Here is a 24,163-nt window from a genome sequence, read left to right as displayed (position 1 = left end):
TCAACTTAAAAATCATTATACGTTGAGTATTCTCACTAAAAATCGTTTTACTATTACTTCGGCTTTACCATACGCCAACGGTCCTTTACATATCGGACATTTGGCCGGGGCATATGTTCCAGCTGATATTTTTGCACGCTTTCTACGCCTAAATAATAAAGATGTTGTGTTTGTTTGCGGCTCGGACGAGCACGGAGCGGCGATCACTATAAAAGCAAAGAAAGAAGGGGTAACGCCTCGGGAGATTATCGATAAGTACAATCAACAAATTAAGGAGAGCTTTGCCGAGTTTGGTATCGAGTTCGATATATATCATCGCACCTCGGAGCAGGTGCATCACGAACTGTCGCAGGAGTTTTTCATGAACCTATATCAAAAAGGCGAGTTTATAGAAAAGTTTTCTGAACAGTATTTTGACGAGGAGTTCCAGCAGTTCTTAGCCGATCGCTATATTGTGGGCACATGTCCGCATTGCCATAATGAAGGAGCTTACGGCGATCAATGTGAAAAATGCGGCACCTCACTAAATCCAACAGACCTTATAAACCCGAAATCCACATTAAGTGGTAAGCCACCTGTATTGAGGGAGACTAAGCATTGGTACCTTCCGTTGGATAAATATCAACCTTGGTTGGAAAAATGGCTGATTGAGGGAAAAAAGGACGTGCTAAAATCGAACGTTTTTGGACAGTGCCAATCCTGGTTGAAACTGGGTTTGCAGCCGCGTTCGATGACACGTGATTTAGATTGGGGCGTTGATGTTCCCCTTAGCGAAGCACAAGGAAAGAAATTATATGTTTGGCTGGATGCGCCCATCGGCTATATTTCGGCTACGAAGCAATGGGCTATCGATAACGACCGAGATTGGGAGAAATATTGGAAGAAACAGGCTGATGCGTCAGATGACTCCACCTTGATTCACTTTATTGGAAAGGATAACATTGTGTTTCACTGTATTACCTTTCCCGCAATATTGCATGCCCATGGTGAATATATACTGCCTGAAAATGTTCCGGCGAATGAGTTTTTAAACTTAGAAGGCGATAAGTTATCTACTTCGCGAAACCATGCGGTATGGTTACATGAATATTTGGCGGAATTCCCTGAAAAACAAGACGAGTTGCGATATGTGCTGACATCAACTCTGCCAGAAACATCCGACAGTGAGTTCACGTGGAAAGACTTTCAAGCACGTGTAAATAATGAGCTAGTCGCTATTTTAGGTAACTTTGTGAACCGGGTAATGGTTTTGTCTCATAAGTATTTTGAGGGGGAGGTTTCGTTGGAGGAACCGCTAACACAAGGTGACCAGGCGGTGCTGGAAGAGCTTGGGAACTATCCCCAGCTCATCGCGCAGTCGATCAGTCAATACCGCTTCCGAGAAGCATTGAGCCACTTCATGAATGCAGCACGTTTGGGTAATAAATATCTAGCTGATGAAGAACCATGGAAAATATTCAAGGAAAATCCTGCTCGCGTGAAAACCGTTTTATATGTGGCAGCGCAGATTGTTGCAAATTTAGCCGTATTAGCGCAGCCGTTTTTACCGAAGACGGCACGTAAGTTATTCGCCATGTTAAAGTTGGAATCGCAGAATTGGGCGCATGCTGGGCAGCCGGACCTTATTCCCTCAACGCATATGCTCGGTGAGGCCCAGTTGTTATTCGAAAAGATTACCGACGAGGAGGTGGATTTTCAGCTGCAGAAACTACAAGAAGCTAAAGCTAAGAATGCGGCGGTGGCAACACCAGCTGAACCGGCAAAAGCAAATATCAGTTATGATGACTTCTTAAAAATGGATATCCGTGTGGGTACGGTATTGGAAGCAGAAAAAGTTGCTAAAACGAAGAAGCTATTAAAGCTCAAAATCGATACGGGCATCGATCAGCGAACAGTAGTTTCCGGAATCGCGGAGTTTTTTAATCCAGAAGATATTGTTGGTAAGCAGGTATCTATTCTTGTGAACCTTGAACCGAGGGTTATCAAGGGCATCACATCCCAAGGGATGATTTTGATGGCGGAAGATGCGGACGGCAGATTGGACTTTGTAAACCCAACAACCGCAATTAAGCCCGGGAGCTCGGTACGGTAGGGTTTTTGATCCAACCTATGAGAACCCCAACGACAAAAAAGATAAGTGAAGGTATTACCCAACCAAGCTCATAAGCAAAGAAGGGGATATGGGTGAGCCACGCCAAGATATCGGCGTGTAGGATGTCCACTATTTTCATGACATTCAACGTCGCGATGATGGTAGAAGCAACTAATGCTAGCGCATACGGTAGCTTCGACTTCACGAGCCGCCCGAAGATAACAATATATAAAACCAGCGTAATGACAATAGGGTAGACGAAAGCCAGCGGGGGATAAGCAAACTGAATAATATTGTCTACACCAGTAACGGATAGAATTCCTGCGATGATGCACGTCAATGTAACCAGTAGCTTGTAGCTCAGCTTTCCCTTTGTCAGTTTGGTAAAAAAGAACCCAACACCCGTGGTTAAAGCGATAGCTGTCGTGAGACAAGCCAGCCCAATACTAACGGCGATGGCGACAGTGCCATACTGCCCTAGGTGGCTGTTGGCGATGTGTAGAAGCAAGGCTGACCTGCTGATATCGTTGTTTTCTATGCCTGAAGTTGCACCGAGGTAAATGAGCCCGCCATAGATAAAAAATAGAAAAATAGCTGCGAGTATACCTGCGGAAATAACGATTTTATTTTTCTCTGCCACGCTACTGTAGCCTTTGGCGCGGGTCGCAGCGATAATAATTCCGGCGAAAATCACCGACGCGAGTACGTCTAGCGTTTGATAGCCTTCAACAAAACCGAGCGTAAAGGAAGTCGAGCCAGATAATGCGGTTTCTTCTGTAGGTGCGATGGGATTTGTAAGGCCTAATACGACCAATACGGTCAGGATAACTAAGAGAATAGGTGTTAAAAAGCTCCCAACGATATCCACCACTTTGGTGGGAGTAATAGCCAACAGCCAAACGATGCAGAAGAAAATAATAGAGGTCCAAATGGGATCGCTTTCTGGAAAGAAAGGCAAGACTCCCACTTCATACGTGGTCGCGGCGGTTCGTGGGGTGGCGATTAATGGTCCGATACAGATCATGATAATTGCTCCTAAGATAGCCGTGAGATTCTTGCTAATACGATGGCCTAAATCGTTGAAATCATTGCCGGAATTGGTGACGGATAAAATGCCAAGAAAAGGGAGTAAGATACCGGTAAGACCAAATGCTAAGATGGTTACCCAAACATGACTACCTATTTGTAGACCGATAAACGGGGGCAACAGCAAGTTTCCTGCTCCAAAAAACATGGCAAATAAGGCAAAACCTATTGTCGTAATATCTCGTATCTTTCCCAAAATAAAATTTGATAATGTTTAAAATAATAATTCAATTAGTTGCTTTGCTTCTTTTACATCGTGTACACGAAGGAGCTGGACGCCCTTTGTAAGCAATACAGTGTTTAGCGCAATAGTGCCGACTAGAGCGTCCTCGGCAGTAGTGTTGAGCTTTTTATAGATCATCGACTTGCGTGATATTCCGCCTAACAATGGAAGCCCAAAGTAGTGTAGTTCGTCAACACGATGTAGTAGTTCGTGGTTTTGTTCAATGGTTTTCGCAAATCCAAAACCGGGGTCAAGAATAATATCTTTGACGCCTAAGGCGCGCAAGGTTGCAATCTTTTCGCCCAGCGCTGTTGCCACATCTTCAACGATATCGTCGTAAGCTGTTAATGTTTGCATCGTTTGCGGTGTGCCGCGCATGTGCATCAAAACGTACGGAACCTGTAATCGGGCTACTGTAGCAAACATATCTTTATCAAGCGTACCGCCCGAAATATCATTGATCACGTGCGCGCCGGCGGCTATACAAACTTCCGCAACGTCCGCGCGAAACGTATCAACGGATAGTGTGATGTTAGGCTGTCTTTTAGACAATTCGCGAATAACCGGTACGACTCTATTTATTTCTTCCTGCGGAGAAACAGGAGATGCTCCAGGCCGGGAGGAGTAAGCCCCAATGTCGATTATATCAGCTCCCGCTGTAATAAGTTCCTCTGCTTTTACTAAAGCTTGTTCCGCGCTGTTATGTTTTCCGCCATCGTAAAACGAGTCGGGTGTTACATTTAGAATCCCCATAATGAGCGGTTTCTCAAATGTTATCAGCCGACCGTTAGCGTTAATAGATTGTGTAAATGTCATTTCCGTAGGAACTCGAATTTACCGCTTGGGTCTAGTTTCATTACAGTAGAAGATTTGCCATCCCCTTTTTCATCTTGACCGTATGCTACCACATAATCAACTCCTGTCTTGATTCGCTCGGAAATATCTTCAAAACAGGAAGGAGAAATCCCTCCGCTGATATTCGCAGATGTAGACACGATAGGTTTACGAAACCGTTTCAATAATTGCTCGCAGAAAGGATGTTGTACAATACGGATACCAATACTGCCATCCGGGGCAACAACATTTGGAGCTAGATTTTTTGCGTTAGAATACACAATTGTCAGCGGCTTTTCGGCGTACTCGATCAATTCGTAAGCCACCTCCGGTATGTCATTTACATAACTAGCAAGTTGATTGTCACTGTGTAGCAGTATAATTAAGCTTTTGTGTTGCTCGCGCCCTTTCAAGGCAAAGACTTTTTCTACAGCTTCTGCATTTGCCGCATCGCACCCAATACCCCAAATAGTATCCGTAGGATAAAGAATAAGCCCTCCGTTTTTCAACGTTTCGAGGGCTTTGTCTAGATCTTCTTTATGTACCGCGTCGTATCTCATCAAACAGCGACGTTATGATCGCGTAGTGCGTCATTCAAAGATGTTTTTTTGTCTGTCGATTCTTTACGTTGACCAATAATCAATGCACAAGGAACTTGATATTCGCCAGCGGCAAATTTCTTGGTGTAAGAACCTGGTATAACGACCGAACGTGCTGGAACGTGACCTTTATATTCCACTGGCTCGGGACCGGATACGTCAATGATTTTTGTAGATGCCGTCAATACAACGTTCGCGCCTAAAACGGCCTCCGTTTCCACATGTACACCTTCGACGACAATTGCCCGGGACCCTACAAATACATTGTCCTCAATGATGACAGGTGCTGCTTGGACGGGCTCGAGAACACCTCCGATACCTACACCACCACTCAAATGTACATTTTTACCGATTTGGGCGCAAGAGCCAACGGTAGCCCAGGTATCGACCATTGTTCCTGCATCTACGTAAGCACCGATGTTTACGTAAGAAGGCATCATAATAACACCTTTTGACAAATACGCGCCGTAGCGGGCACTCGCCCCAGGAACAACACGCACGCCAAGGGCTTTATAATTGGTCTTTAACTCCATTTTATCATGGTAAACGAAAGGTTTGTTACTTATTTCTTTCATTTCCTGAATAGGGAAGTAAAGAATAACGGCCTTTTTGATCCAATCGTTTACATGCCAGCGGCTACCAATGGGCTCCGCCACACGTATTTCTCCTTTGTCAAGCTTGTCAATCACTACTTTGACAGCTTCATAATGTTCTTTATATTCTAATAATTGCCTGTTCTCCCAAGCGTCCTCAATTAGTTTTTGCAATTTGTGTAAATCCATTTAATTACTGTATTATAAAATGAAAGGTTGAATACAAACTTATATAAAATGCTTCGATTCCCGAACACCGAATAGCAAAATATTAAACCTTCCCCGAAAAATCTTACTTTTGCTATATGGCAGTAGAAACGGAAAAACTACGAATCGATAAATATCTATGGGCGATTCGTATATTCAAGACGAGAAGCCTAGCTACGGAGGCATGTAAAGCGGGGCGTGTAAAACTCAATGGACAGAACGTAAAGCCTTCCTATATGGTGAAAATAGGGGAGCTTTATTCCGTTCAAAAAGGTATCGAACGCAAAATGATTCAAGTGACCGGGTTATTGGAAAGACGGGTTGATGCTAAAACAGCCGTACAATTTTATGAAGACAAGACACCGGAAGAAGAAACGTATGCCTATAAATCTACCTTTCACGCGCCGGTTCTGAAACGCGATCAAGGGACAGGACGGCCTACCAAAAAAGACCGTCGGGAAATTGACGATTTGAAATCGGACTGGTGGGAAGATACGGAGGATTAGTGTTAACAAGTTGTTAACCAATATCCTTCCTTTTTGAAAAAGACTATCTTTAAAGCTTTATTATAGGAATAATCAATCTGTGTATATGGAAAGAAAACAAACCACCCATCGTTTAGCGTTGGCAACACTTACGTCACTATTTTTTATGTGGGGATTTATTACGTGTATGAACGACATATTGATCCCACATTTAAAAGAATTGTTTCGGTTATCCTATTTACAGGCTATGCTTGTTCAATTTTGCTTTTTTGGAGCCTATTTTATCGGATCTTTGATCTATTTTTTGATTTCTTATTTTAAATCGGATCCAATAAATCGGATAGGCTATAAAAACGGTATCTTATTGGGGCTACTCGTATCGGCTATAGGTTGTTTTTTGTTTTACCCGGCGGCGGCTTTTGTACAGTATGGTTTGTTCCTTTCAGCTTTTTTTATTTTGGGTATCGGTTTTACCTTGTTACAGATTACGGCAAATCCGTTTGTAGCTCTTTTGGGTGAGCAGCATACGGCATCAGGTAGGCTGAATCTGGTTCAAGGATTTAATTCGTTGGGGACCACTATTGCACCAATATTAGGAGGATATTTGATATTTGAACTGTTTGCTGACGGTACAGAAATAACGGGATCAGAAACAAAGTTCCCCTATTTATTCTTCGGCGTAGTGTTCCTATTGCTTTTTATCCTCGTGAAACTTGTCAAGCTGCCTGTGTTCAAAAACGATGATACTTCCGCTCTTGGACTTGGCGCCCTTCGGTTTCCGCAACTTAGATTGGGTGCCATCGGAATTTTTTGCTATGTAGGCGCGGAAGTGGCTATCGGAAGTTTCTTAATTAACTTTTTAAACTTACCCGAGATAGGGGGCATGTCCGAAGCTGTAGCCAAAAATTACCTTTCTTTATATTGGGGAGGCGCAATGATAGGGCGTTTTCTTGGGGCTATTTCCTTTAACAATGCGATCTCGTTAACAAAAAAAATCGTGTATATGCTGTGCGTTGCCTGCGCCATTACTGGGCTTATTTTCAGTATCGTCGATTTACCGTTGCAGCAGGTTTGGATGTTCGGATTGTTGGTGTTAGGCAACCTAATACTATTTTATGTGGGGAGGTTTGTTGCGTCAAGAACTTTGCTGTTTTTTGCTATGATGAATGTATTGCTAATCTTACTGACTGTTTTTGGTCCGGGAGCGTTAGCCTTATGGTCAATAGTGGCTATTGGATTGTTCAACTCGGTCATGTGGTCAAATATCTTTACATTAGCGATTTCAGGATTGAAAGAATATACCAGCCAAGGGTCTTCGCTTTTGGTTATGTCGATATTAGGAGGCGCTTTGGTGCCGTTGGGGCAAGGGGCAATAGCCGACTATATTGGGCTTAACGAATCTTTTCTGCTCCCTGCGGTCTGTTATCTATATTTGGTGTACTTTGGATATTACTGTTTTAGAAAAGGTTTGGACGGTAGCACTAAGACAGTAACGGCGTCTTCGGGACATTAAGCACTGATTTCGGGAGGTTATTTTAGACGCTCAGCCTTTATGCACATGAGTACAATCTCGTAAGGGCAAGATAGATGAGATGAAAAAACGGTTTCTTAACAACATGGAGCGTGACCGCATATTGCGGGTATTAGCGACAGTCTGTTTTTTCGTGCTGCTTTGTCTTCAATATAAACTCCTGTCAAGTTCTTACGAAATTGAAAATAGGGAATATTCGAAAGCAGAGAAAAAGGGCGTAAAAGACGCGTACGAACACGCCATCATCAACGATAAGTTATACCCGGGCGGACAGGAAGTAATTGACCGCTACCTGTCTAAGGAGATTTTGCAGTCGTTATATCGGGCGGACAGTAGCAGCCATATTGTGTTAACCGATTCTTTGCGGGCTATCCACCGCCATGTGGTTGCCGAATTACGTATAAAATCGAACATAGATTCTTTATTATGTGCTATTTTGGAACCGTTGCATTTGGATCGCGAAATGTATGGCTATGCTCTAACGCTTGATGATTTAGCTGTATCGATGGATGGCAGAAATTATTTCAGTCTGGTTGCGCAGGATCGACCGCTGCCTGCACTTATTGACGGTGACAGTACTTATGTCAGTTCCAATAATATCATTAGCTCGGTTTCTGTAAGCTCTTCTTCAGCATATAGCTATCTTGTTAAGTTTACCCTTTATGGTCTGAATCTAACCCATGGATACGAGGTTTTTAGAAAGATCTTTCCATTGTTGGCGCTCTCAGCGATCAGTGTGTTGGTAATAGCTGTTACGTATATACGTACATTTCGCAATTGGCAGAAGCAGAAAAAGCTAAATGAGATCTCACAAGATTTCTTGAATAGTATTACCCACGAATTTAAAACACCTATAGCTTCTATAGCCGTTTCCGTAAAAAATCTGGTTCGGGAAACACAAGGCCTCCATAACAAGCGTGTATCGCAGAGCATAGAGGTTATTGAAAGGCAGTCGCAACGCATCGATCACTTGATTGACCAGGCAATCGGTATATCGATGTTCAATCCCCATCAAGTGTCTATGGAATATCGGAGTCTGTCGGAAGATCTGGACACCATCGTGTACGATTTGCGTTTGAAATATGTTCATGCACCGGATGTTTTCCTTGATCTAGAAGTGGGAAAAGATGATTTTTTTGCAAATTACGACTTATTTCTGCTGACAACGGCGATCAATAATTTGATAGATAATGGCGTAAAGCATAATGATAATGAAAAGAAAGAAGTCACGGTCTGGTTATTTTTGGAAAATAACCATATTATCATAGAGGTTTCGGACAATGGGGTGGGGATAGACCGTTTGGAACGGCATCACGTTTTCGGGAAGTTTTATCAAGGAAAATTGGGTAAAGAAAAGGGAGGCCTTGGTTTGGGACTTTACTATGTGGAGCAAATGATACGTATTCACGGCTGGAAACTGGAGATGAAAAATAAAGCCGAGGGTGGCACGGTAATTACCATCATGATTCCGTAAGAGATCCTATAAATAATGAAATAACTTTGTTTTCTCCCCGTATTGGTTCTCTTTTTGTTGTTAACATTTCGTTAACAAGTTTACGGAGGGATGAACGCTAGCTTTGGTGGAACAAACGGGAGATTTAGGCGACTCCATTTAGCTAAAGCCGCTAGCTGGCAATCACGTAAAGTTCGGTTTTAAGACCTATTTGAGGATGAAAGGGAAGCTTTTATTGATAGAAGACAATCAAGATCTAGGTCAGGAGGTGAAAAACTATCTAAACGCAGTAGGCTTCACGACACGATTGGTACCTAGTAGTTTTGGAGCCATAGAGAGTTGTAAAGCGGAGGATTTTGATCTGCTGATTATTGATATACAGTTGCCCGGCATGGATGGGTTTGAATTGATTGAGGACATACGGAAAATAAAGTCATCGGTGGATTTTTTATTCCTGACAGCTAGAAACCAACGCCAGACCCGATTAAGAGGATTAAAACTGGGGGCTGCTGATTACATAACCAAGCCTTTCGACGCCGAAGAACTGGTATGGCGTATCCATAACATTTTAAACAGGAATAGCGGCGAGGCTACACGTGGAGAATTGCGACTAGGTGACGTAGTGCTAGACCGTAATACGATGCGTTTGACTATTGGCGGGCAAAAACAGTATAGGCTCACTACGCGGGAATTCGAATTGTGGGAGTTCCTGCTCGCACACGAAAACACCGTGTTGAAGAGATCGGATATTTTGATAGAAATATGGGGCAATGATGACTATTTCTTGGGGCGTAGCTTGGATGTGTTTATCAGTCGGATACGCAAAATTCTTCGATTCTCCGAATCTGTGGAATTGGAAACAGTATTTAAAGTGGGATTCATTATGAAAGCGCGATCTTTTTAAACAGGATAGGATATTCCTACATTTGTTAACCACAAACATAGGAAGTATCGCTATCGTTTTATCGTTGCTATCCTGGATACCCCGAGTTTTGCTGGAGATTGGGATTCATATCTCGTTGTTGTTGTGGTATAGGAAATAATGTGCGGTAAGCATCGCTTGTGTTGTGATCCCACCAGGTCGTGCTATGGAACTTATCAAAGCGTATGAGATCGTTCCGTCGAAAACCTTCGAAAATAAATTCTCTTCCTCTTTCCTCGAGCAGTTCTTCTAACGTTAGGCTACTTGTTGTGTATGCATGATCCTGCCAGTCAGTCTCCGTAAAGGCTCTTTCTTTGCACAGATTAATTAGCTCAACCGCTTCCTGCGTAGCTATACCATTGTTTTTGCGCATAAGCGCTTCAGCTTTGGCGAAATATATCCATGTCAGACGGTATACATTCCAATCCGTGTTATTATAGTTTTCATCGATAGGCGTCCCGTCGACTCCTTCAAGCTGATTACCAAGCTTATATTTGTTAAAGCGGATACCGGAATTTTCCTCACCATCGCTCATGGTCGAGGATATACCCCCTGCCGATATCCGCCTTATTTCGTCTACGAATACGAGAGGCCTCCCATTATATTCTTCTGATCCAAGAACAGGTTCGCCGGTAGCGAAATTTAATTGATCCCCGGCCAGAAGCCAAGAAGATTTTCGTAAATCTTCATCTGCATATTTTTCATACACTCCTGGGATCACGACGACACCATTGTTCCCATTTCGACCGCCACCATAGATTTCACGTTGTTGGAAATGATAGAATTCGCCAGTCCACGACGGTTGGAAGTTCGCTCTGGAATAGTCATAAGCAATAGAAAAAATAACTTCCTTTGACAAATGGTTGGTGGTGCCAAACTGATCCTCAATATTGGGGTCTAGTTCCATTACACCATTTTGAGCGCCACCTCGTCCATTTATAAGATGGTCCGCCGCGGCGATACAATCGTCCCATCTTGGCGTACCTGTCCAAACCTCTGCATTAAGGTATAGCTCTACGAGCATAGCATAACCTCCGGCTTTGGACATTCTTCCAAGCATGGCGGAAGAGAGTTCGGGTACAAGTTCGATGTTTTCTAAAATCTCCGATTCTATAAAATGGAAGACCTCCTCCCGAACTACTGTTTCTGGTTGCTGGGGTTCACCAACTACCGTGACCACGGGAATGTTTCCGAATAGATCCATTATTTTAAGGTAGTGGAATGCACGTAGCAACTTCAGTTCTGCGATAAAAGATGCTTTTTCCTCATCTGTAATACCCATGTCAGCACTTGCGCGCTCCGTAATATTTGCGATTGGATCGTTGCATAACCCCATACCCCAATACATTAATCGCCACGCGTTTGCGAGTCCACCTTCATCAACGGTCCACGTATGGTAGTGTAGTCGCTTCCATTTTCCTCCATCTTCCCCGTGCCGGCCCTTAGTAGGCCAAGCTAGCTGGTCAGCTGAAAGTTCTGCGGGTCGCCACCAGCCGTCCTGTCCAGACGGTGTTATCCATGCGTTTGCGTGTGTGTAAGGACGCAAAACAGCTGATATGACTTCGTTTCTATTGTTGTAGAAGTTATCTGTGAGCAGTTGATCATATGCATTTTCAGTCAAATCTGTACAAGCGGTTGCCCCGAAAAGACCCGCAATGACGTATGTTATTATTATAAATTTTTTCATTCGTATAAAATTTTAATAGTGATGAAGCTACCAATTGGTTTACCGACGTTTAACAAAGAGGTGCTCAAGAGCTTCGTATATTAATTAATTTAAATAGGTAGTTCGATAATTCGCCAAGGATTATGGCTAAAAGCCAAAATTGATTCCAAACAAGAACGAGCGTGTACTGGGATAAGCACCTCGGCTGTCTATCCCCAGGGACCGGCCGTTTGCATCTGCGTTTCCTAGTCCCGTATCAGAAATAAAATCAGGATCGCTACCAGAGTAACTTGTAATGGTTGCCAAGTTTTGGCCAGTTAAATAAACACGGAGGTTTTTAATCGTTGTTGAAGGTATATTAAAGGTATAGCCAACAGTTATTTCATCAAGTTTCCAATGACTACCGTTTTCTAGATAATAGTCAGAATACATGTAAGTGTCATCAATTTCATCATATTTTGTAAACGCATCTCTTAGGAGGTTGCCTGTCCAGACTTTATTTCCGTAGGTCAAAGCAGTGGTGTTTAATATGTCGTAACCGAATTTTCCGCGCATAAACACCCGAAAATCAAAACGTTTATAGTTGAAACTGTTGTTCAAGGATAGATAGTACTTTGGAACAGCATTTCCTATAGGGGCGAGGTCGGTCATGTCCCTATCTTTCGAGTAGTTTATCTGATCGTTACGGACAGCTTCTCCATTCCTATTATAGAATAACCACTTTCCTTCATCTGTAAAACCTGCGAAGCGTTTCCCCCAAAACTGACCGACTTTTTCGCCCTCATACGTAATGAAGGCATTTCCTAGATCTCCTGCGCCACCGATACTTCCGAAATCTTTATATTCCCGGGTATATACATCATTGGAATAGGTATCTAATACATTTCGTGTTGTGCTAGCTGCTACGTCAATACCCCATTTGAAATGTTCTTTTGTAATAGCTTTGTAATTAAAAGCTAACTCTATGCCTCTTGAAGATATCGTTCCCACGTTGGTATAAATGGATGATTGTATGAATGGCGGTTGGGGAGAGTCATACGTATCCAATAGATCGACTGTTTTCCTTTGGAACAGATCCAAACTCCCGGATAATCGCTGTCTGAAAAGGGTAAAATCCACACCGAGGTTTACCTCGTGTTTGGTCTCCCAACGTAAATTGGGATTTGGGTTTCTGTTCGGACCATACGTCTCTCTATACTGGCCGTCAGGATACAGATATCGACCTCCTCCACCTAATGTGACCCGAGAGGCATTGTTGGCAAATCCTGAATTCCCGGTAACGCCATATCCCAGCCGCAGTTTCAAGAAGTCTACAAAATCCATTTCTTCCATAAAATCTTCTTCGGATAAATTCCAGCCGGCGGACACGGCAGGAAATGTTCCCCACTTGTTGTTTTCGCCAAAACGGCTTGATCCCTCTCTGCGCACAATTGCTTGAAACATGTATTTATCTGCAAAGGAATAGTTAACCCTACCGAAGAAAGCTATTAAGGTGTTATCGTTTTTAAAGCTACCCATGGTAGCTCTTCCATCGATGAGTGCTTCTCCCTGACCTAGATTATCTTCACGGAAAAGATCGTTAATAAAGCCTCGATTTGAAGCATTCATTCCTTCTTCAATATAGTACCGATAGCTGTATCCACCGATAGCTGTAAAATTGTGCTGTGTTCCCAATAGCTTGCTGAAATGGAGCGTCGGTTCGAAAGCATAAGACTGTGAAAGAAAGTCGCTTTTTGCTGCATATGCGCCCCCTGGATAATCGGTATTCTCGAGCGAACTTTCGCTGTTTTGGGGAGCGTATTGGCTATCGTTGTATGCATTCCGTTGATAAGACCCGAATACTGATCCCTTTAATCCGGGTAGGATATCTAGGTCGGCTTTGAAGTCCGCGGATGTCGTCTGTTGTTTCCTGCGACTTGTCTCCTGCATAAGGCGGGCGTATTGGTTCGTGCTTTGGAGGTCGAAATAATAAGATCCATCATCATTAAAATTAGAGAATGTAGGATTTTTAAACGCTTCACTTTCCCATCCACCGCCCCCTAGCAAATTTGCGTTGTTGAAGTTTGTGGCAAGATTCATCATAATATTTAGTCTATCGTCAAGGCCGCGTTGATTAATATTTAACCTAGCGCCAAACTCCTGCCTGCCATTCTCCAGCCCAATGCCTTCGAGGTTTCTATAATTAGCACTCGCCCTGTAGTTTGTTTCGGCAGTTCCCCCACTCATTGCTAAGTTATGGTTATGAGAAATATTGTTATGATTGATGATCATATCGTAGAAGTCGGTGTTATAACCTCGATCGGCTACGCTTTCAGGGAGTTCCCCCGTAGCGATTTTTTCTCTGAATTCTCGTGCGGACAAAACGTCAGGTCTTCTTTGTAAATACTCTTTACGGATGTAATTGTTGTAAGAAAATTGTGCAGGGCCAGCCTTCCCTTTTTTTGTTGTAACGAGAATAACTCCGGCGTTAGCACTTGAGCCGTAAATAGCAGCTCCTGAGCCATCCTTTAAAACGTCAATAGACAAGATGTCATCCTGCTGAAGCAGGTCCATGTTTCCTCCAGGGATACCGTCAATGACATATAAAGGGCTTGCTGAACCCGCGACCGAAACGACGCCACGTAATTGTACATTAGGGCTTGAATTGGGATTTGATCCACTCGTTCTGGTAACCTGCATACCGGCAACTTTTCCTTGTATTAAATCCAATGGACTACGGGCGCCACTCTGTCTAAATTGGGAAGAGTCCACATGGGCGACAGCAGACGTTACCTCACGTTGCTTTAGGTTTCCGTATCCCACCTGAACCACAACTTCTTCGACTTCCGTAAATTGAGATTCCAGTAAAATGTCGATGGAACGCTGATTGTCGATACTACTCTCCTTGCTTTTGTATCCCATATAAGAGATGATCAGAATATCGGAAGGTGCCGCATTGATTTTAAAGATTCCTGATTGATCTGTCTGTACACTTGTACTTTCTCCCTTCAATTGGATAGTGGCTCCCGCCAAAGCATCCTTTGTTTTCGCGTCTCTGACAGTTCCTTCAACGGCTGTTTGTTGTGCCTGAACACTCGTCACACAACATAGGGTAACACACAGTAGTAGAACGAACTTTCTGGTCAGAAGATGGATCTTTTCTTGTTTAAGTTTAGCTATTCTCATAGAGTATATATTTAGTTATCAGTTTTTGCGGGCCCTAATCGATTGTGACGCACAACTTCTTTTTTGCATTTATGGTGAGCCGTGCACATAGAAGGCGATCGTAGTAGTGTTTACGAGCTTTTCCAAAAATTGCTTTTAAGTTTATTTGTATAGACGAAGTTATGCGTAGAGCGCTCACGATTTGTTAACGACTGGTTAATGAAGAGATAAAGATTGATCCTTTTCTTCATGCGTTAACATCCACTTAACAATTTGGTATATCATCTACGCATAGTTTTGGCACAGATGATGGTGTCTGAAACATCTTAAACGGAAACGATTTTATGGGAAACAAACGGATAGTAAAGTGGATTACTGTGTTTTTCTTTATGATAAACATCGGTGTACTACATGCCCAAAACAACTGGCGTCATACCGACGACGATCGCAAGGTTGCAGTCGAAGTGGATACGATCAAGAAAAAGGGGTTTACCTTGATCTGGATTAACAAGGATAAAGATTTTGATCTCCAACTAAAAGAGCGGTTAATCGACGTTCATTTCGTCAATTATCCAAAATTGGCGAAGAAATACAATCGATATACCAGAAAAGAAATCACGTTTGTGATCGATCCTGATTACGAAGGTATCGCTGCTACGGCTGGAGGTATCGTGCGTTTTAATCCGGCATGGTTTGTCAAGAACCCACATGATATTGATATAGTCACGCATGAGGTCATGCATATCGTGCAAGACTATCCTGGCGGTAGCGGGCCGGGATGGCTGGTGGAGGGCATTGCCGATTATGTGCGCTATAAATACGGCGTGGATAACGGTGCAGCAAATTGGCGGCTTCCTGATTTTAAGGAGGAACATCATTACACGAATAGCTACCGAATTGCCGCCCGATTTTTGGACTGGGCAGAATCTACGCAAAAAAGAGGGCTGATCAAGAAATTGGATACAGCGCTACGGGATAAGAAATACACAGCGAATATCTGGATGGAGAATACGGGTAAAACCCTGGACCAATTGTGGAACATGTATAGCACTTCCAATTTAAAATAGTAATTTAGAATAATAAAATACCACCTGATATGAGAAAAATTTATTTGTTCGCGCTGTGGCTGATTTGTTGTGTCAATCTATACGGGCAAAAAATTCACGATGTCGAACGTCCCGAAGAGTGGGTGAATACTTTAATGGGTACAGATTCTAAAGTTTCTTTTTCCAATGGGAACACCTATCCGGCGATAGCCGTGCCTTGGGGTATGAATTTCTGGAGCCCGCAGACCGGTAAAATGGGAGACGGTTGGATGTATACTTATGCTGCAGATAAAATCCGCGGCTTTAAACAGACGCATCAACCTTCTCCTTGGATGAATGATTACGGACAGTTTTCGATTATGCCGGGGAGCCATAAACCTGTTATCGATCAAGATCAGCGCGCGAGTTGGTTTTCGCATAAGTCGGAGACTGCCACGCCTTATTATTACAGCGTATACTTAGCCGATGCAGACGTAACCACGGAAATAACGCCTACAGAAAGGGCAGCTATGTTCCGCTTTACGTTTTCCGAAAGTGATAGCTCATTTGTAAGCATTGACGCATTTGATAGGGGAAGCGAAATAAAGGTTTTTCCCGAAGAGAATAAAGTCATTGGTTATTCTAGTCGCTACAGCCGGGGCAAGTACGAAAACTTCAAGAATTATTTTGTTATATATTTTGATAAAGATATCGAGTTTACGAAGATATGGAAGGACAGTGTCTTTCAACAAGCATCTTTAGCTGAAACTAAAGGAAATCATACTGGAGCGATCGTTGGATTTAAGACCAAGCGTGGAGAAACAGTGAATATGCGGGTTGCCTCTTCCTTCATCAGCTATGAACAGGCGGAGATTAACCTCGACCGCGAAATAGGAAAAAGGGGTTTTGCACAGGTGAAACAGCAGGCAAAGGATTTGTGGCATAGCACGTTGAGCCGTGTCAAGGTTTCTGGTGGTAGCCATGATCAGCTTAAGACATTTTACTCCTGTCTTTATAGAACTGTGCTGTTCCCTAATAAGTTGTATGAGATAAACAAAGAGAACGAGATAATTCATTGGAGTCCTTATAATGGCAAGGTATTGCCGGGCCGCATGTTTGGTGGCACCGGATTTTGGGATACTTTCAGAGCACTTTATCCTTTTCTAAATCTGGTCTATCCCGAAATCAATGTGGAGATGCAGGAAGGCTTAGCCAATGCATACAAAGAAGGTGGCTGGCTACCGGAATGGAGTAGTCCCGGATATGCTAATATTATGGTAGGAAATAATTCAGCTTCGGTTGTCGCGGATGCCTACATTAAAGGCCTTCGCGGATATGATATCGAAACTCTGTACGAAGCCTTGTTAAAGGGTGCAAATAACGAAGGCCCTATGACAGCCGTTGGCAGGGCGGGGGCTCCCTACTATGTTGATTTGGGTTATGTGCCTTATGATGTCGGAATTAATGAAAATGCGGCTCGTACGTTGGAGTACGCTTACGACGATTTTGCGATTTATCAGTTGGCAAAAAAGTTGAAGAAACCAAAGGCAGACCTGGATTTGTATCGTAAGCGTAGTCAGAATTACCGTCATCTGTTTGATCCGTCTAGTGGATTGATGAGAGGAAAGAATAAAGATGGATCCTTTCAAGCACCCTTCAGTCCATTTAAATGGGGAGATGCGTTTACCGAAGGAAATAGTTGGCATTACTCTTGGTCGGTATTCCACGATATCGAGGGGCTCGCAAGGTTAATGGGTGGTCATAAGGCATTCGTTAATAAACTTGATTCGGTATTTATCCTTCCTCCCATCTTTGATGAAAGTTACTATGGCGGCGTTATCCATGAGATTCGAGAGATGCAAGTGGCAAATATGGGGCAATATGCGCATGGTAACCAACCGATACAACATATGACTTATCTGTACAATTATGCCGGGGAGCCTTGGAAAACACAGCATTGGGTTCGTGAAACCTTAGATCGGATGTATACGCCCTATCCCGACGGATATTGTGGCGATGAGGATAATGGACAGACCTCGGCCTGGTATGTGTTTTCTGCCTTAGGGTTCTATCCTGTTTGTCCAGCGACAAATCAATATATTATAGGTGCTCCGCTGTTTGAGAATGCGGAGATCACTCTGACAAATGGAGAGACTATTTCTATTGTCGCAAAAGAAAATGGCGAGGACAAACGGTATATCGACAGGATGTCGTTGAACGGTAAGCATTATACCAAAAACTACCTTACACATGAAGATCTGCTGGAGGGAGCCAAGATGGAGTTTGACATGAGTGCCCAACCGAATAGAAATAGGGGGATAACACAGGATGATCTACCTTATTCGCTTACTTGGGAAATAGCGGCAGAATAGAACGACAGACAATGAGAATTTTTCCAAACATAATAAGTTGCGTGAGTCTAGTCTGTGGCTTTTTCGTGCTGGCTGCTGCTTCTGCGCAAGGACAGTCTGCGCGGTTAGTCGATTATGTAGATCCCATGATCGGTACGGCCAAGATGGGGCATACTTTCCCCGGCGCCACCGTGCCATTCGGTGCCGTGCAATTGAGTCCCGATACCGACACGATTCCTTACGCTGTCAACGGTCGTTATAATGCGGATGTTTATAAATACTGCGCAGGATATCAGTATGATGACCCCACTATAGTCGGCTTTAGTCATACACATTTTAGTGGCACAGGACATGCTGATTTGGGTGATTTTCTGCTGATGCCAACGAGTGGTGCTCTCCAGTTGAATCCAGGAACAGCTGATGCGCCAGATAAGGGGTACCGTTCACGGTATAGCCACGATAACGAGTATGCTGCTGCAAATTATTATAAAGTTAAACTGGACGCGCACGACATTACAGCGGAATTAACGAGCAGCAGCCGTGTCGGCTTCCATCGGTATACATTTTCAAAACCTGCGGAAAGCCATATCATTTTGGACCTCATGCACGGCATCTATAATTATGACGGGAAGACCGTTTGGAGTGTAGCGCGGATATTAAACGATAGTACCGTCGTCGGCTATAGGCAGACAAATGGCTGGGCTCGAACCCGTGTTGTCTATTTTGCCATGCGTCTCTCTAAACCTTTCAAGAACTACGGTAGCCGAAACTTTGAAAAAGATCAGGTATATAAAGGGTTTTGGCGGAAGTTTGATCAGACGGATAATTTTGCTGATCTTGCCGGAAGCAAACTCCGGATGCATTTTGATTTTGACGTGGAAGCTGGTGAACAGCTACTTGTAAAGTTTGCGTTGTCTCCGGTTAGTATGGATAACGCGCTCGCTAATATGGAGGAGGAAGTTCCACATTGGGATTTTGATAAAATAAAAAATACCGGGCAAGAGCTGTGGGAAAAGGAACTCCGCCGCATCGAAGTCAAGATGTCTAGGCGGGAAGATTATATCAACTTCTATACGGCCATGTACCACGCGGCATTAATGCCGACAACATATATGGATGTGAATGGAGACTATCGGGGAGTGGATCATCAGGTTCACCGGGCCGAAGGATTTACCAACTATACATCATTTTCACTATGGGATACGTTCAGGGCTTTCCATCCTTACTTGAATTTAGTTAATCCATCCAGAAATGCAGACATGGTGCAGTCGATGATGGCACATTATGAACAGAACGTATTAGGGATACTACCTATCTGGAGCCATTATGCGAATGAAAATTGGTGTATGAGCGGCTATCATAGCGTGTCTGTCATTGCGGACGCAATTATTAAAGGGGTTTATACAGGAGATGCCAATAAAGCGTTGGATGCTTGTGTAGCTACGGCTAACTTCCGTCGCTATGAAGGAATAGGAGAATATATTGATCTGGGGTATGTTCCCGATGAAAAGAATGGTACTTCTGTGTCCAACACGTTGGAGTATGCGTATGACGACTGGTGCATAGCACAACTGGCTAAATACTTGGGCCAAGAGGATATATATGCAACCTTTTCAGCACGTGCCGAAAATTGGCGAAGTGTTTTTGATACCTCTATTGGTTTTATGCGCCCGAAAGATGCAACGGGTAAATTCCGTGAGAAGTTTGATGCGCTGGAAACACACGGACAAGGATTCATCGAAGGCAATACCTGGAACTATAGTCTGTACGTTCCACATAATCCACAGGGGCTGATGGAACTGCTTGGTGGGAAGAAACGTCTGTCAACTTATTTGGATTCCTTGTTTACTATGTACTTACCGGATAAATTCTTTGAACACACGGAAGATATCACCCGAGAAGGTATTATTGGTAATTACGTACATGGAAATGAACCCGCACATCATGTCGTATATTTATATCAACTCACGGGAGAAAGATGGAAAACACATGAATGGGTTCGGAAAATTCTCCAGGATCAGTACCATAATGGTTATGATGGATTAGGAGGTAACGATGATTGTGGACAAATGAGCGCCTGGTATTTATTTAGCAGTTTGGGCTTTTATCCTGTTGCCCCCGCATCGGATGAATATTGGTTGGGTGCGCCAATCGTCGAGTCGGCTTCTATTCATTTGGAAAACGGAAAGGTTTTCCGTGTTGAGGCTATTAATCAAAGTACTAAGCATATGTATGTCCAGGCAGTCTTGCTGAACGGTAAACCGCTAAAAGGCTTTACCATTAAACACAACGATATTATGAACGGCGGACACTTGCAGTTTAAGATGGGCGCTCGACCCAACAAAAATCTGTAATACATACTATTCCGGTATGTTATAATGACGCATATACCGTACAATGCCATTTGCCCGTCGGTTAACATAAGCTGACGGGCGTTTAGCGTCCCACTTTTGCGGACTCGGCAGAATGGCAATAATCAATGCGGCTTCTTTTCTGGTTAAGCTTTTAGCGGATTTATGAAAATAATACTGTGCTGCAGCTTCTGCTCCATATACTCCTTGCCCCATTTCGATGACATTCAGATATACTTCCAAAATGCGTTTTTTGGTCCACAGAGCTTCTATCAGCACGGTGAAATAAGCCTCCAACCCCTTTCGTAGCCAGGAACGCTGCGGCCATAGAAATACATTTTTAGCGACCTGTTGGCTAATGGTACTGCCACCGCGTAGTGATTTCCCTGTTTGGTTTCTTTCCATTGCTTTCTGAATCGCTTTGGTATCGAAGCCGCTATGGGTTAGGAAGTGGGCGTCCTCCCCGGCGATAGCGGCGCGCTTGAGATTATCTGATATATCCTCGTAGCTCAACCATTTTTTGTCTATTTTCCATTCTTTGCCAACGGCTTTTCGTTCAAAAGCCCGTTTAATCTGGAGATAGGTGAGAGGAGGGTTGATGAAGGTAAGTAGTATGACCCAGGTAATAGTCAGGCCAAAAAAGCCGATAATAAGACGTATCGACCATTTTTTAATCGATGTACGCCACGCCTTACGGGTTGTTTTTTTCTTGGTGTTTTTTTTCGTCGATGACCGTTTGATTGCCATTTTTTTCTGGTTCGATAAGCAAAACTAGAAGATTTTTTTCAAAATAGCATTCATCTTGTCAAATCACTTCATTTCCCTTATTTTTACGGTTCATTAAAAATCATAAAACCATTGGCAAAGGCGAAGAAGCAAACACCTTTAATGCAGCAGTATAATACAATTAAGGCGAAATATCCTGGGGCGTTATTGCTGTTTCGTGTAGGTGATTTTTACGAAACTTTCGGAGAAGACGCCGTCAAGGCGGCGGGAATCTTAGGCATCGTATTGACTAAGCGAGGGAATGGAACGGAATCGGAAACAGCGCTAGCAGGTTTTCCGCACCATTCTTTAGAAACTTATTTACCAAAATTGGTGCGGGCAGGACAGCGTGTTGCTATTTGTGATCAACTGGAAGACCCTAAACAGACTAAAACCATTGTCAAGCGCGGTGTCACAGAACTTGTAACTCCCGGCGTATCCTACAACGATAACATCGTGCAACAGAAAGCCAATAATTATTTGGCATCGATTTTTAATGATAAGGGACAGTGTGGAGTGGCTTTTCTGGATATATCGACAGGGGAGTTTCTGGTAGCTCAGGGAAGTGCTAACTATGTAGATAAACTTTTACAGGGATTTAAACCGACAGAAATTATCCTCCCTAAAAAACAATATAAAGATTTTTCGGAGCAGTTTGGTACCCAGTATTATACCTATACATTAGATGAATGGCCTTATACAGGAGATTACGCTACAGAGACTCTGTTAAGACATTTTGAGGTTAAATCCATGAAAGGGTTCGGTATTGACCGGATGCCACTAGGTACACTATCTGCCGGCGTGGCCCTACATTATCTTAACGAAACGGAGCACCGCAATCTGCAACATATATCGAATATTTCTCGTATCGAGGAGGACAACCATATGTGGTTGGATCGTTTCACAATACGTAATTTGGAACTTATCGGTTCAACGAATGAAAATGCTGCTACGTTAGGTGACATACTTGATGAAACTGCCTCACCTATGGGAGCACGCCTGCTGAGACGTTGGATCGTGATGCCGTTGAAAGACTTGAAATCTATAAACGAGCGACTGGACATTGTGGCGTATTTTTATAGTAACCGTGAAATACGGGACGAGCTGATAAAAGAAATTAAGCAGGTTGGCGATTTGGAGCGTTTGATTTCTAAAATTGGCCTTCAAAAAGCGAACCCCCGTGAAATAACACAGTTAAAACGGGCTTTATATGCCGTAGAAAAGCTCAAAGCCCTGACGAATCAAGAAGCCTCCGACGCATTGCGTGTCATTTCGGAACAACTGGACGTTTGCGAGATCATCCGGGATAAAATGGAGCAAACTCTACAAGCTGAACCGCCAGTAGCTCTTAACAAAGGAAATGTGATTGCAGATGGTGTGAATGACGAACTGGATAAATTACGCAAAGTAGCTTTTGGCGGAAAGGACTATTTACTGGAAATTCAGCGCCGGGAATCGGAAGCAACGGGTATACCGTCTTTGAAGATCGCGTTCAACAATGTGTTTGGATATTATTTGGAAGTGACTAATACACACAAAGACAAAGTGCCTGCTTCTTGGCTTCGAAAACAGACGCTGGTAAACGCCGAGCGTTATATCACGGAAGAGTTGAAAGAGTATGAAGAGCAGATCTTAGGCGCGGAAGAGAAAATACAGGCTATTGAGAATCGTATTTACGCTGAACTCTTGCTCGACATCGCTGCTTACATCAAACCTATTCAATTGAATGCACAATTAATAGCTAAGTTGGACGTGCTGTTGAACTTTGCATTGATTGCAGAGAGGAATTATTACGTCAAGCCCCAACTCAGCGAAGGGAAAGTGCTTGATATCAAGGGAGGTCGACATCCGGTTATCGAAAAGCATCTACCAATAGGCGAAGATTATATTACAAATGACACCTTATTGGATCCCGAAACTCAGCAAATTATCATCATCACCGGACCCAATATGGCTGGTAAGTCAGCGTTATTGCGCCAAACAGGCCTCATTGTATTGATGGCACAAATAGGCTGCTTTGTGCCCGCAAAAGAAGCTTCCATCGGTTTGGTGGACAAAATTTTTACACGGGTAGGTGCCTCGGATAATCTTTCATCCGGCGAATCTACCTTCATGGTGGAGATGAATGAAACCGCCAGTATTATGAACAATTTATCTGACAGGTCGCTGATATTATTAGACGAGATTGGAAGGGGAACAAGCACCTATGACGGGATATCTATCGCTTGGGCTATTGCGGAGTTTCTTCACAATCATCCATTTGCTCGTGCTAAGACGCTTTTTGCAACGCATTACCATGAACTTAATGAGCTCACGAATTCGATGACGCGTATCAAAAATTTCAATGTAACCGTCAAGGAGATGAATAATAAAGTGATTTTCTTACGGAAGCTTGTTCCTGGCGGATCAGAACATAGTTTTGGAATTCACGTTGCGAAATTGGCCGGGATGCCAGCGAAATTAATCGCACGTGCCAACGAGATTCTGAAACGGTTGGAGCAAGAACGTACAGGGGGAGAACAGATTAAAGATAGTATGCGCAAAATACAAAAGCAGGCCTATCAATTACAGATGTTTGCTATCGATGATCCTGTCTTGGAAAAAATAAGGGATATGTTGAATAACCTGGATGTAAACACCCTGACACCGGTGGAAGCATTGATGAAATTGGATGAAATACAGCGGTTATTAAAGAATTAGGTTTTTTCTTTTTCCCGCGAAAAAGAAACAAAAAGCTCGTCGCTTCAGATATTTGAGATAGTGGATAGTACTAAGAAGAGTTTCTACATGCCTCAAACATCTGGGTGCGACTTTTTTAGGGTTAAGGAAGGGTAGT

Annotated in this window: 16 protein-coding genes; 9 read left to right on the top strand and 7 right to left on the bottom strand. The window is 43.3% G+C overall.

The genetic code is table 11. From position 1 onward, the window contains the following. Nucleotides 1-22: 22 nt before the first annotated feature. A complete protein-coding gene (gene metG, locus C5745_RS00210) occupies nt 23-2,092 on the top strand; it encodes a methionine--tRNA ligase (RefSeq protein ID WP_105714949.1) in 2,070 nt (689 codons plus the stop codon). Here metG and brnQ read toward each other — a convergent pair. From brnQ to C5745_RS00190, 4 genes are read right to left on the bottom strand one after another with little or no spacing between them, the layout of a single operon-like run. Then, on the bottom strand, nt 2,067-3,374 hold the full coding sequence (gene brnQ, locus C5745_RS00205; RefSeq protein WP_105714948.1) for a branched-chain amino acid transport system II carrier protein: 1,308 nt from the start codon (nt 3,372-3,374) through the stop codon (nt 2,067-2,069). The genes metG and brnQ overlap by 26 nt on opposite strands. An 18-nt stretch (nt 3,375-3,392) precedes the next feature. Continuing rightward, complete coding sequence (gene folP, locus C5745_RS00200; protein ID WP_105714947.1) at nt 3,393-4,217, bottom strand: dihydropteroate synthase; 825 nt, start codon at nt 4,215-4,217, stop codon at nt 3,393-3,395. Then, entirely contained in the window at nt 4,214-4,795 is a 582-nt protein-coding gene (locus C5745_RS00195) for an L-threonylcarbamoyladenylate synthase (protein ID WP_105714946.1), read from the bottom strand. Before C5745_RS00195 ends, folP begins: the two co-directional genes overlap by 4 nt. Next, complete coding sequence (locus tag C5745_RS00190) at nt 4,795-5,616, bottom strand: 2,3,4,5-tetrahydropyridine-2,6-dicarboxylate N-succinyltransferase (protein ID WP_105714945.1); 822 nt, start codon at nt 5,614-5,616, stop codon at nt 4,795-4,797. The genes C5745_RS00195 and C5745_RS00190 overlap by 1 nt, the downstream gene beginning before the upstream one ends. Nucleotides 5,617-5,732: 116 nt before the next feature. Here C5745_RS00190 and C5745_RS00185 point away from each other — a divergent pair, with 116 nt between their 5' ends. From C5745_RS00185 to C5745_RS00170, 4 genes are all read left to right on the top strand, one after another. Beyond that, a complete protein-coding gene (locus C5745_RS00185; protein WP_105714944.1) occupies nt 5,733-6,140 on the top strand; it encodes an RNA-binding S4 domain-containing protein in 408 nt (135 codons plus the stop codon). 85 nt (nt 6,141-6,225) lie between these two features. Continuing rightward, nucleotides 6,226-7,632: a sugar MFS transporter gene (locus C5745_RS00180; RefSeq protein ID WP_105714943.1), complete on the top strand. Its 1,407-nt coding sequence runs from the start codon at nt 6,226-6,228 to the stop codon at nt 7,630-7,632. 79 nt (nt 7,633-7,711) lie between these two features. Beyond that, the gene (locus C5745_RS00175; RefSeq protein ID WP_105714942.1) at nt 7,712-9,124 is read left to right on the top strand and encodes a sensor histidine kinase; all 1,413 of its coding nucleotides are present in this window, start codon (nt 7,712-7,714) and stop codon (nt 9,122-9,124) included. Nucleotides 9,125-9,320: 196 nt separating this feature from the next. Next, a complete protein-coding gene (locus C5745_RS00170) occupies nt 9,321-10,007 on the top strand; it encodes a response regulator transcription factor (RefSeq protein WP_105714941.1) in 687 nt (228 codons plus the stop codon). A 67-nt stretch (nt 10,008-10,074) separates the two neighbouring features. On the opposite strand, the gene C5745_RS00165 is transcribed toward C5745_RS00170, so the two are convergent. Together C5745_RS00165 and C5745_RS00160 are read right to left on the bottom strand one after the other, a co-directional pair. Next, the gene (locus C5745_RS00165) at nt 10,075-11,712 is read right to left on the bottom strand and encodes a RagB/SusD family nutrient uptake outer membrane protein (RefSeq protein ID WP_105714940.1); all 1,638 of its coding nucleotides are present in this window, start codon (nt 11,710-11,712) and stop codon (nt 10,075-10,077) included. Between the two features lie 126 nt (nt 11,713-11,838). Then, complete coding sequence (locus C5745_RS00160; protein WP_105714939.1) at nt 11,839-14,856, bottom strand: SusC/RagA family TonB-linked outer membrane protein; 3,018 nt, start codon at nt 14,854-14,856, stop codon at nt 11,839-11,841. A 323-nt stretch (nt 14,857-15,179) separates the two neighbouring features. Here C5745_RS00160 and C5745_RS00155 point away from each other — a divergent pair, with 323 nt between their 5' ends. The 3 genes from C5745_RS00155 to C5745_RS00145 are packed head-to-tail and all read left to right on the top strand — an operon-like array spanning nt 15,180 to nt 20,565. Then, a complete protein-coding gene (locus C5745_RS00155) occupies nt 15,180-15,902 on the top strand; it encodes a basic secretory protein-like protein (RefSeq protein WP_105714938.1) in 723 nt (240 codons plus the stop codon). A gap of 29 nt (nt 15,903-15,931) precedes the next feature. Then, entirely contained in the window at nt 15,932-18,232 is a 2,301-nt protein-coding gene (locus C5745_RS00150) for a GH92 family glycosyl hydrolase (RefSeq protein WP_105714937.1), read from the top strand. Between the two features lie 11 nt (nt 18,233-18,243). After that, complete coding sequence (locus tag C5745_RS00145) at nt 18,244-20,565, top strand: GH92 family glycosyl hydrolase (protein ID WP_105714936.1); 2,322 nt, start codon at nt 18,244-18,246, stop codon at nt 20,563-20,565. A 6-nt stretch (nt 20,566-20,571) separates the two neighbouring features. On the opposite strand, the gene mtgA is transcribed toward C5745_RS00145, so the two are convergent. Beyond that, entirely contained in the window at nt 20,572-21,309 is a 738-nt protein-coding gene (gene mtgA / locus C5745_RS00140) for a monofunctional biosynthetic peptidoglycan transglycosylase (protein WP_105714935.1), read from the bottom strand. Nucleotides 21,310-21,450: 141 nt separating this feature from the next. Here mtgA and mutS point away from each other — a divergent pair, with 141 nt between their 5' ends. Next, on the top strand, nt 21,451-24,027 hold the full coding sequence (gene mutS, locus C5745_RS00135) for a DNA mismatch repair protein MutS (protein ID WP_243403190.1): 2,577 nt from the start codon (nt 21,451-21,453) through the stop codon (nt 24,025-24,027). Nucleotides 24,028-24,163: the final 136 nt, after the last annotated feature.

The sequence above is a fragment of the Sphingobacterium haloxyli genome, from assembly GCF_002980525.1.
GTDB lineage: Bacteria > Bacteroidota > Bacteroidia > Sphingobacteriales > Sphingobacteriaceae > Sphingobacterium > Sphingobacterium haloxyli.
This window is presented reverse-complemented; position numbering and strand designations above follow the sequence as displayed.

Excerpts from the sequence above, each read along its gene's own strand:
- folP (WP_105714947.1), bottom strand. The coding sequence starts at position 4,217 with ATGACATTTACACAATCTATTAACGCTAACGGTCGGCTGATAACATTT.
- C5745_RS00195 (WP_105714946.1), bottom strand. The coding sequence starts at position 4,795 with ATGAGATACGACGCGGTACATAAAGAAGATCTAGACAAAGCCCTCGAA.
- C5745_RS00190 (WP_105714945.1), bottom strand. The coding sequence starts at position 5,616 with ATGGATTTACACAAATTGCAAAAACTAATTGAGGACGCTTGGGAGAAC.
- C5745_RS00185 (WP_105714944.1), top strand. The coding sequence starts at position 5,733 with ATGGCAGTAGAAACGGAAAAACTACGAATCGATAAATATCTATGGGCG.
- C5745_RS00180 (WP_105714943.1), top strand. The coding sequence starts at position 6,226 with ATGGAAAGAAAACAAACCACCCATCGTTTAGCGTTGGCAACACTTACG.
- C5745_RS00175 (WP_105714942.1), top strand. The coding sequence starts at position 7,712 with ATGAAAAAACGGTTTCTTAACAACATGGAGCGTGACCGCATATTGCGG.
- C5745_RS00170 (WP_105714941.1), top strand. The coding sequence starts at position 9,321 with ATGAAAGGGAAGCTTTTATTGATAGAAGACAATCAAGATCTAGGTCAG.
- C5745_RS00165 (WP_105714940.1), bottom strand. The coding sequence starts at position 11,712 with ATGAAAAAATTTATAATAATAACATACGTCATTGCGGGTCTTTTCGGG.
- C5745_RS00160 (WP_105714939.1), bottom strand. The coding sequence starts at position 14,856 with ATGAGAATAGCTAAACTTAAACAAGAAAAGATCCATCTTCTGACCAGA.
- C5745_RS00155 (WP_105714938.1), top strand. The coding sequence starts at position 15,180 with ATGGGAAACAAACGGATAGTAAAGTGGATTACTGTGTTTTTCTTTATG.
- C5745_RS00150 (WP_105714937.1), top strand. The coding sequence starts at position 15,932 with ATGAGAAAAATTTATTTGTTCGCGCTGTGGCTGATTTGTTGTGTCAAT.
- C5745_RS00145 (WP_105714936.1), top strand. The coding sequence starts at position 18,244 with ATGAGAATTTTTCCAAACATAATAAGTTGCGTGAGTCTAGTCTGTGGC.
- mtgA (WP_105714935.1), bottom strand. The coding sequence starts at position 21,309 with ATGGCAATCAAACGGTCATCGACGAAAAAAAACACCAAGAAAAAAACA.
- mutS (WP_243403190.1), top strand. The coding sequence starts at position 21,451 with ATGCAGCAGTATAATACAATTAAGGCGAAATATCCTGGGGCGTTATTG.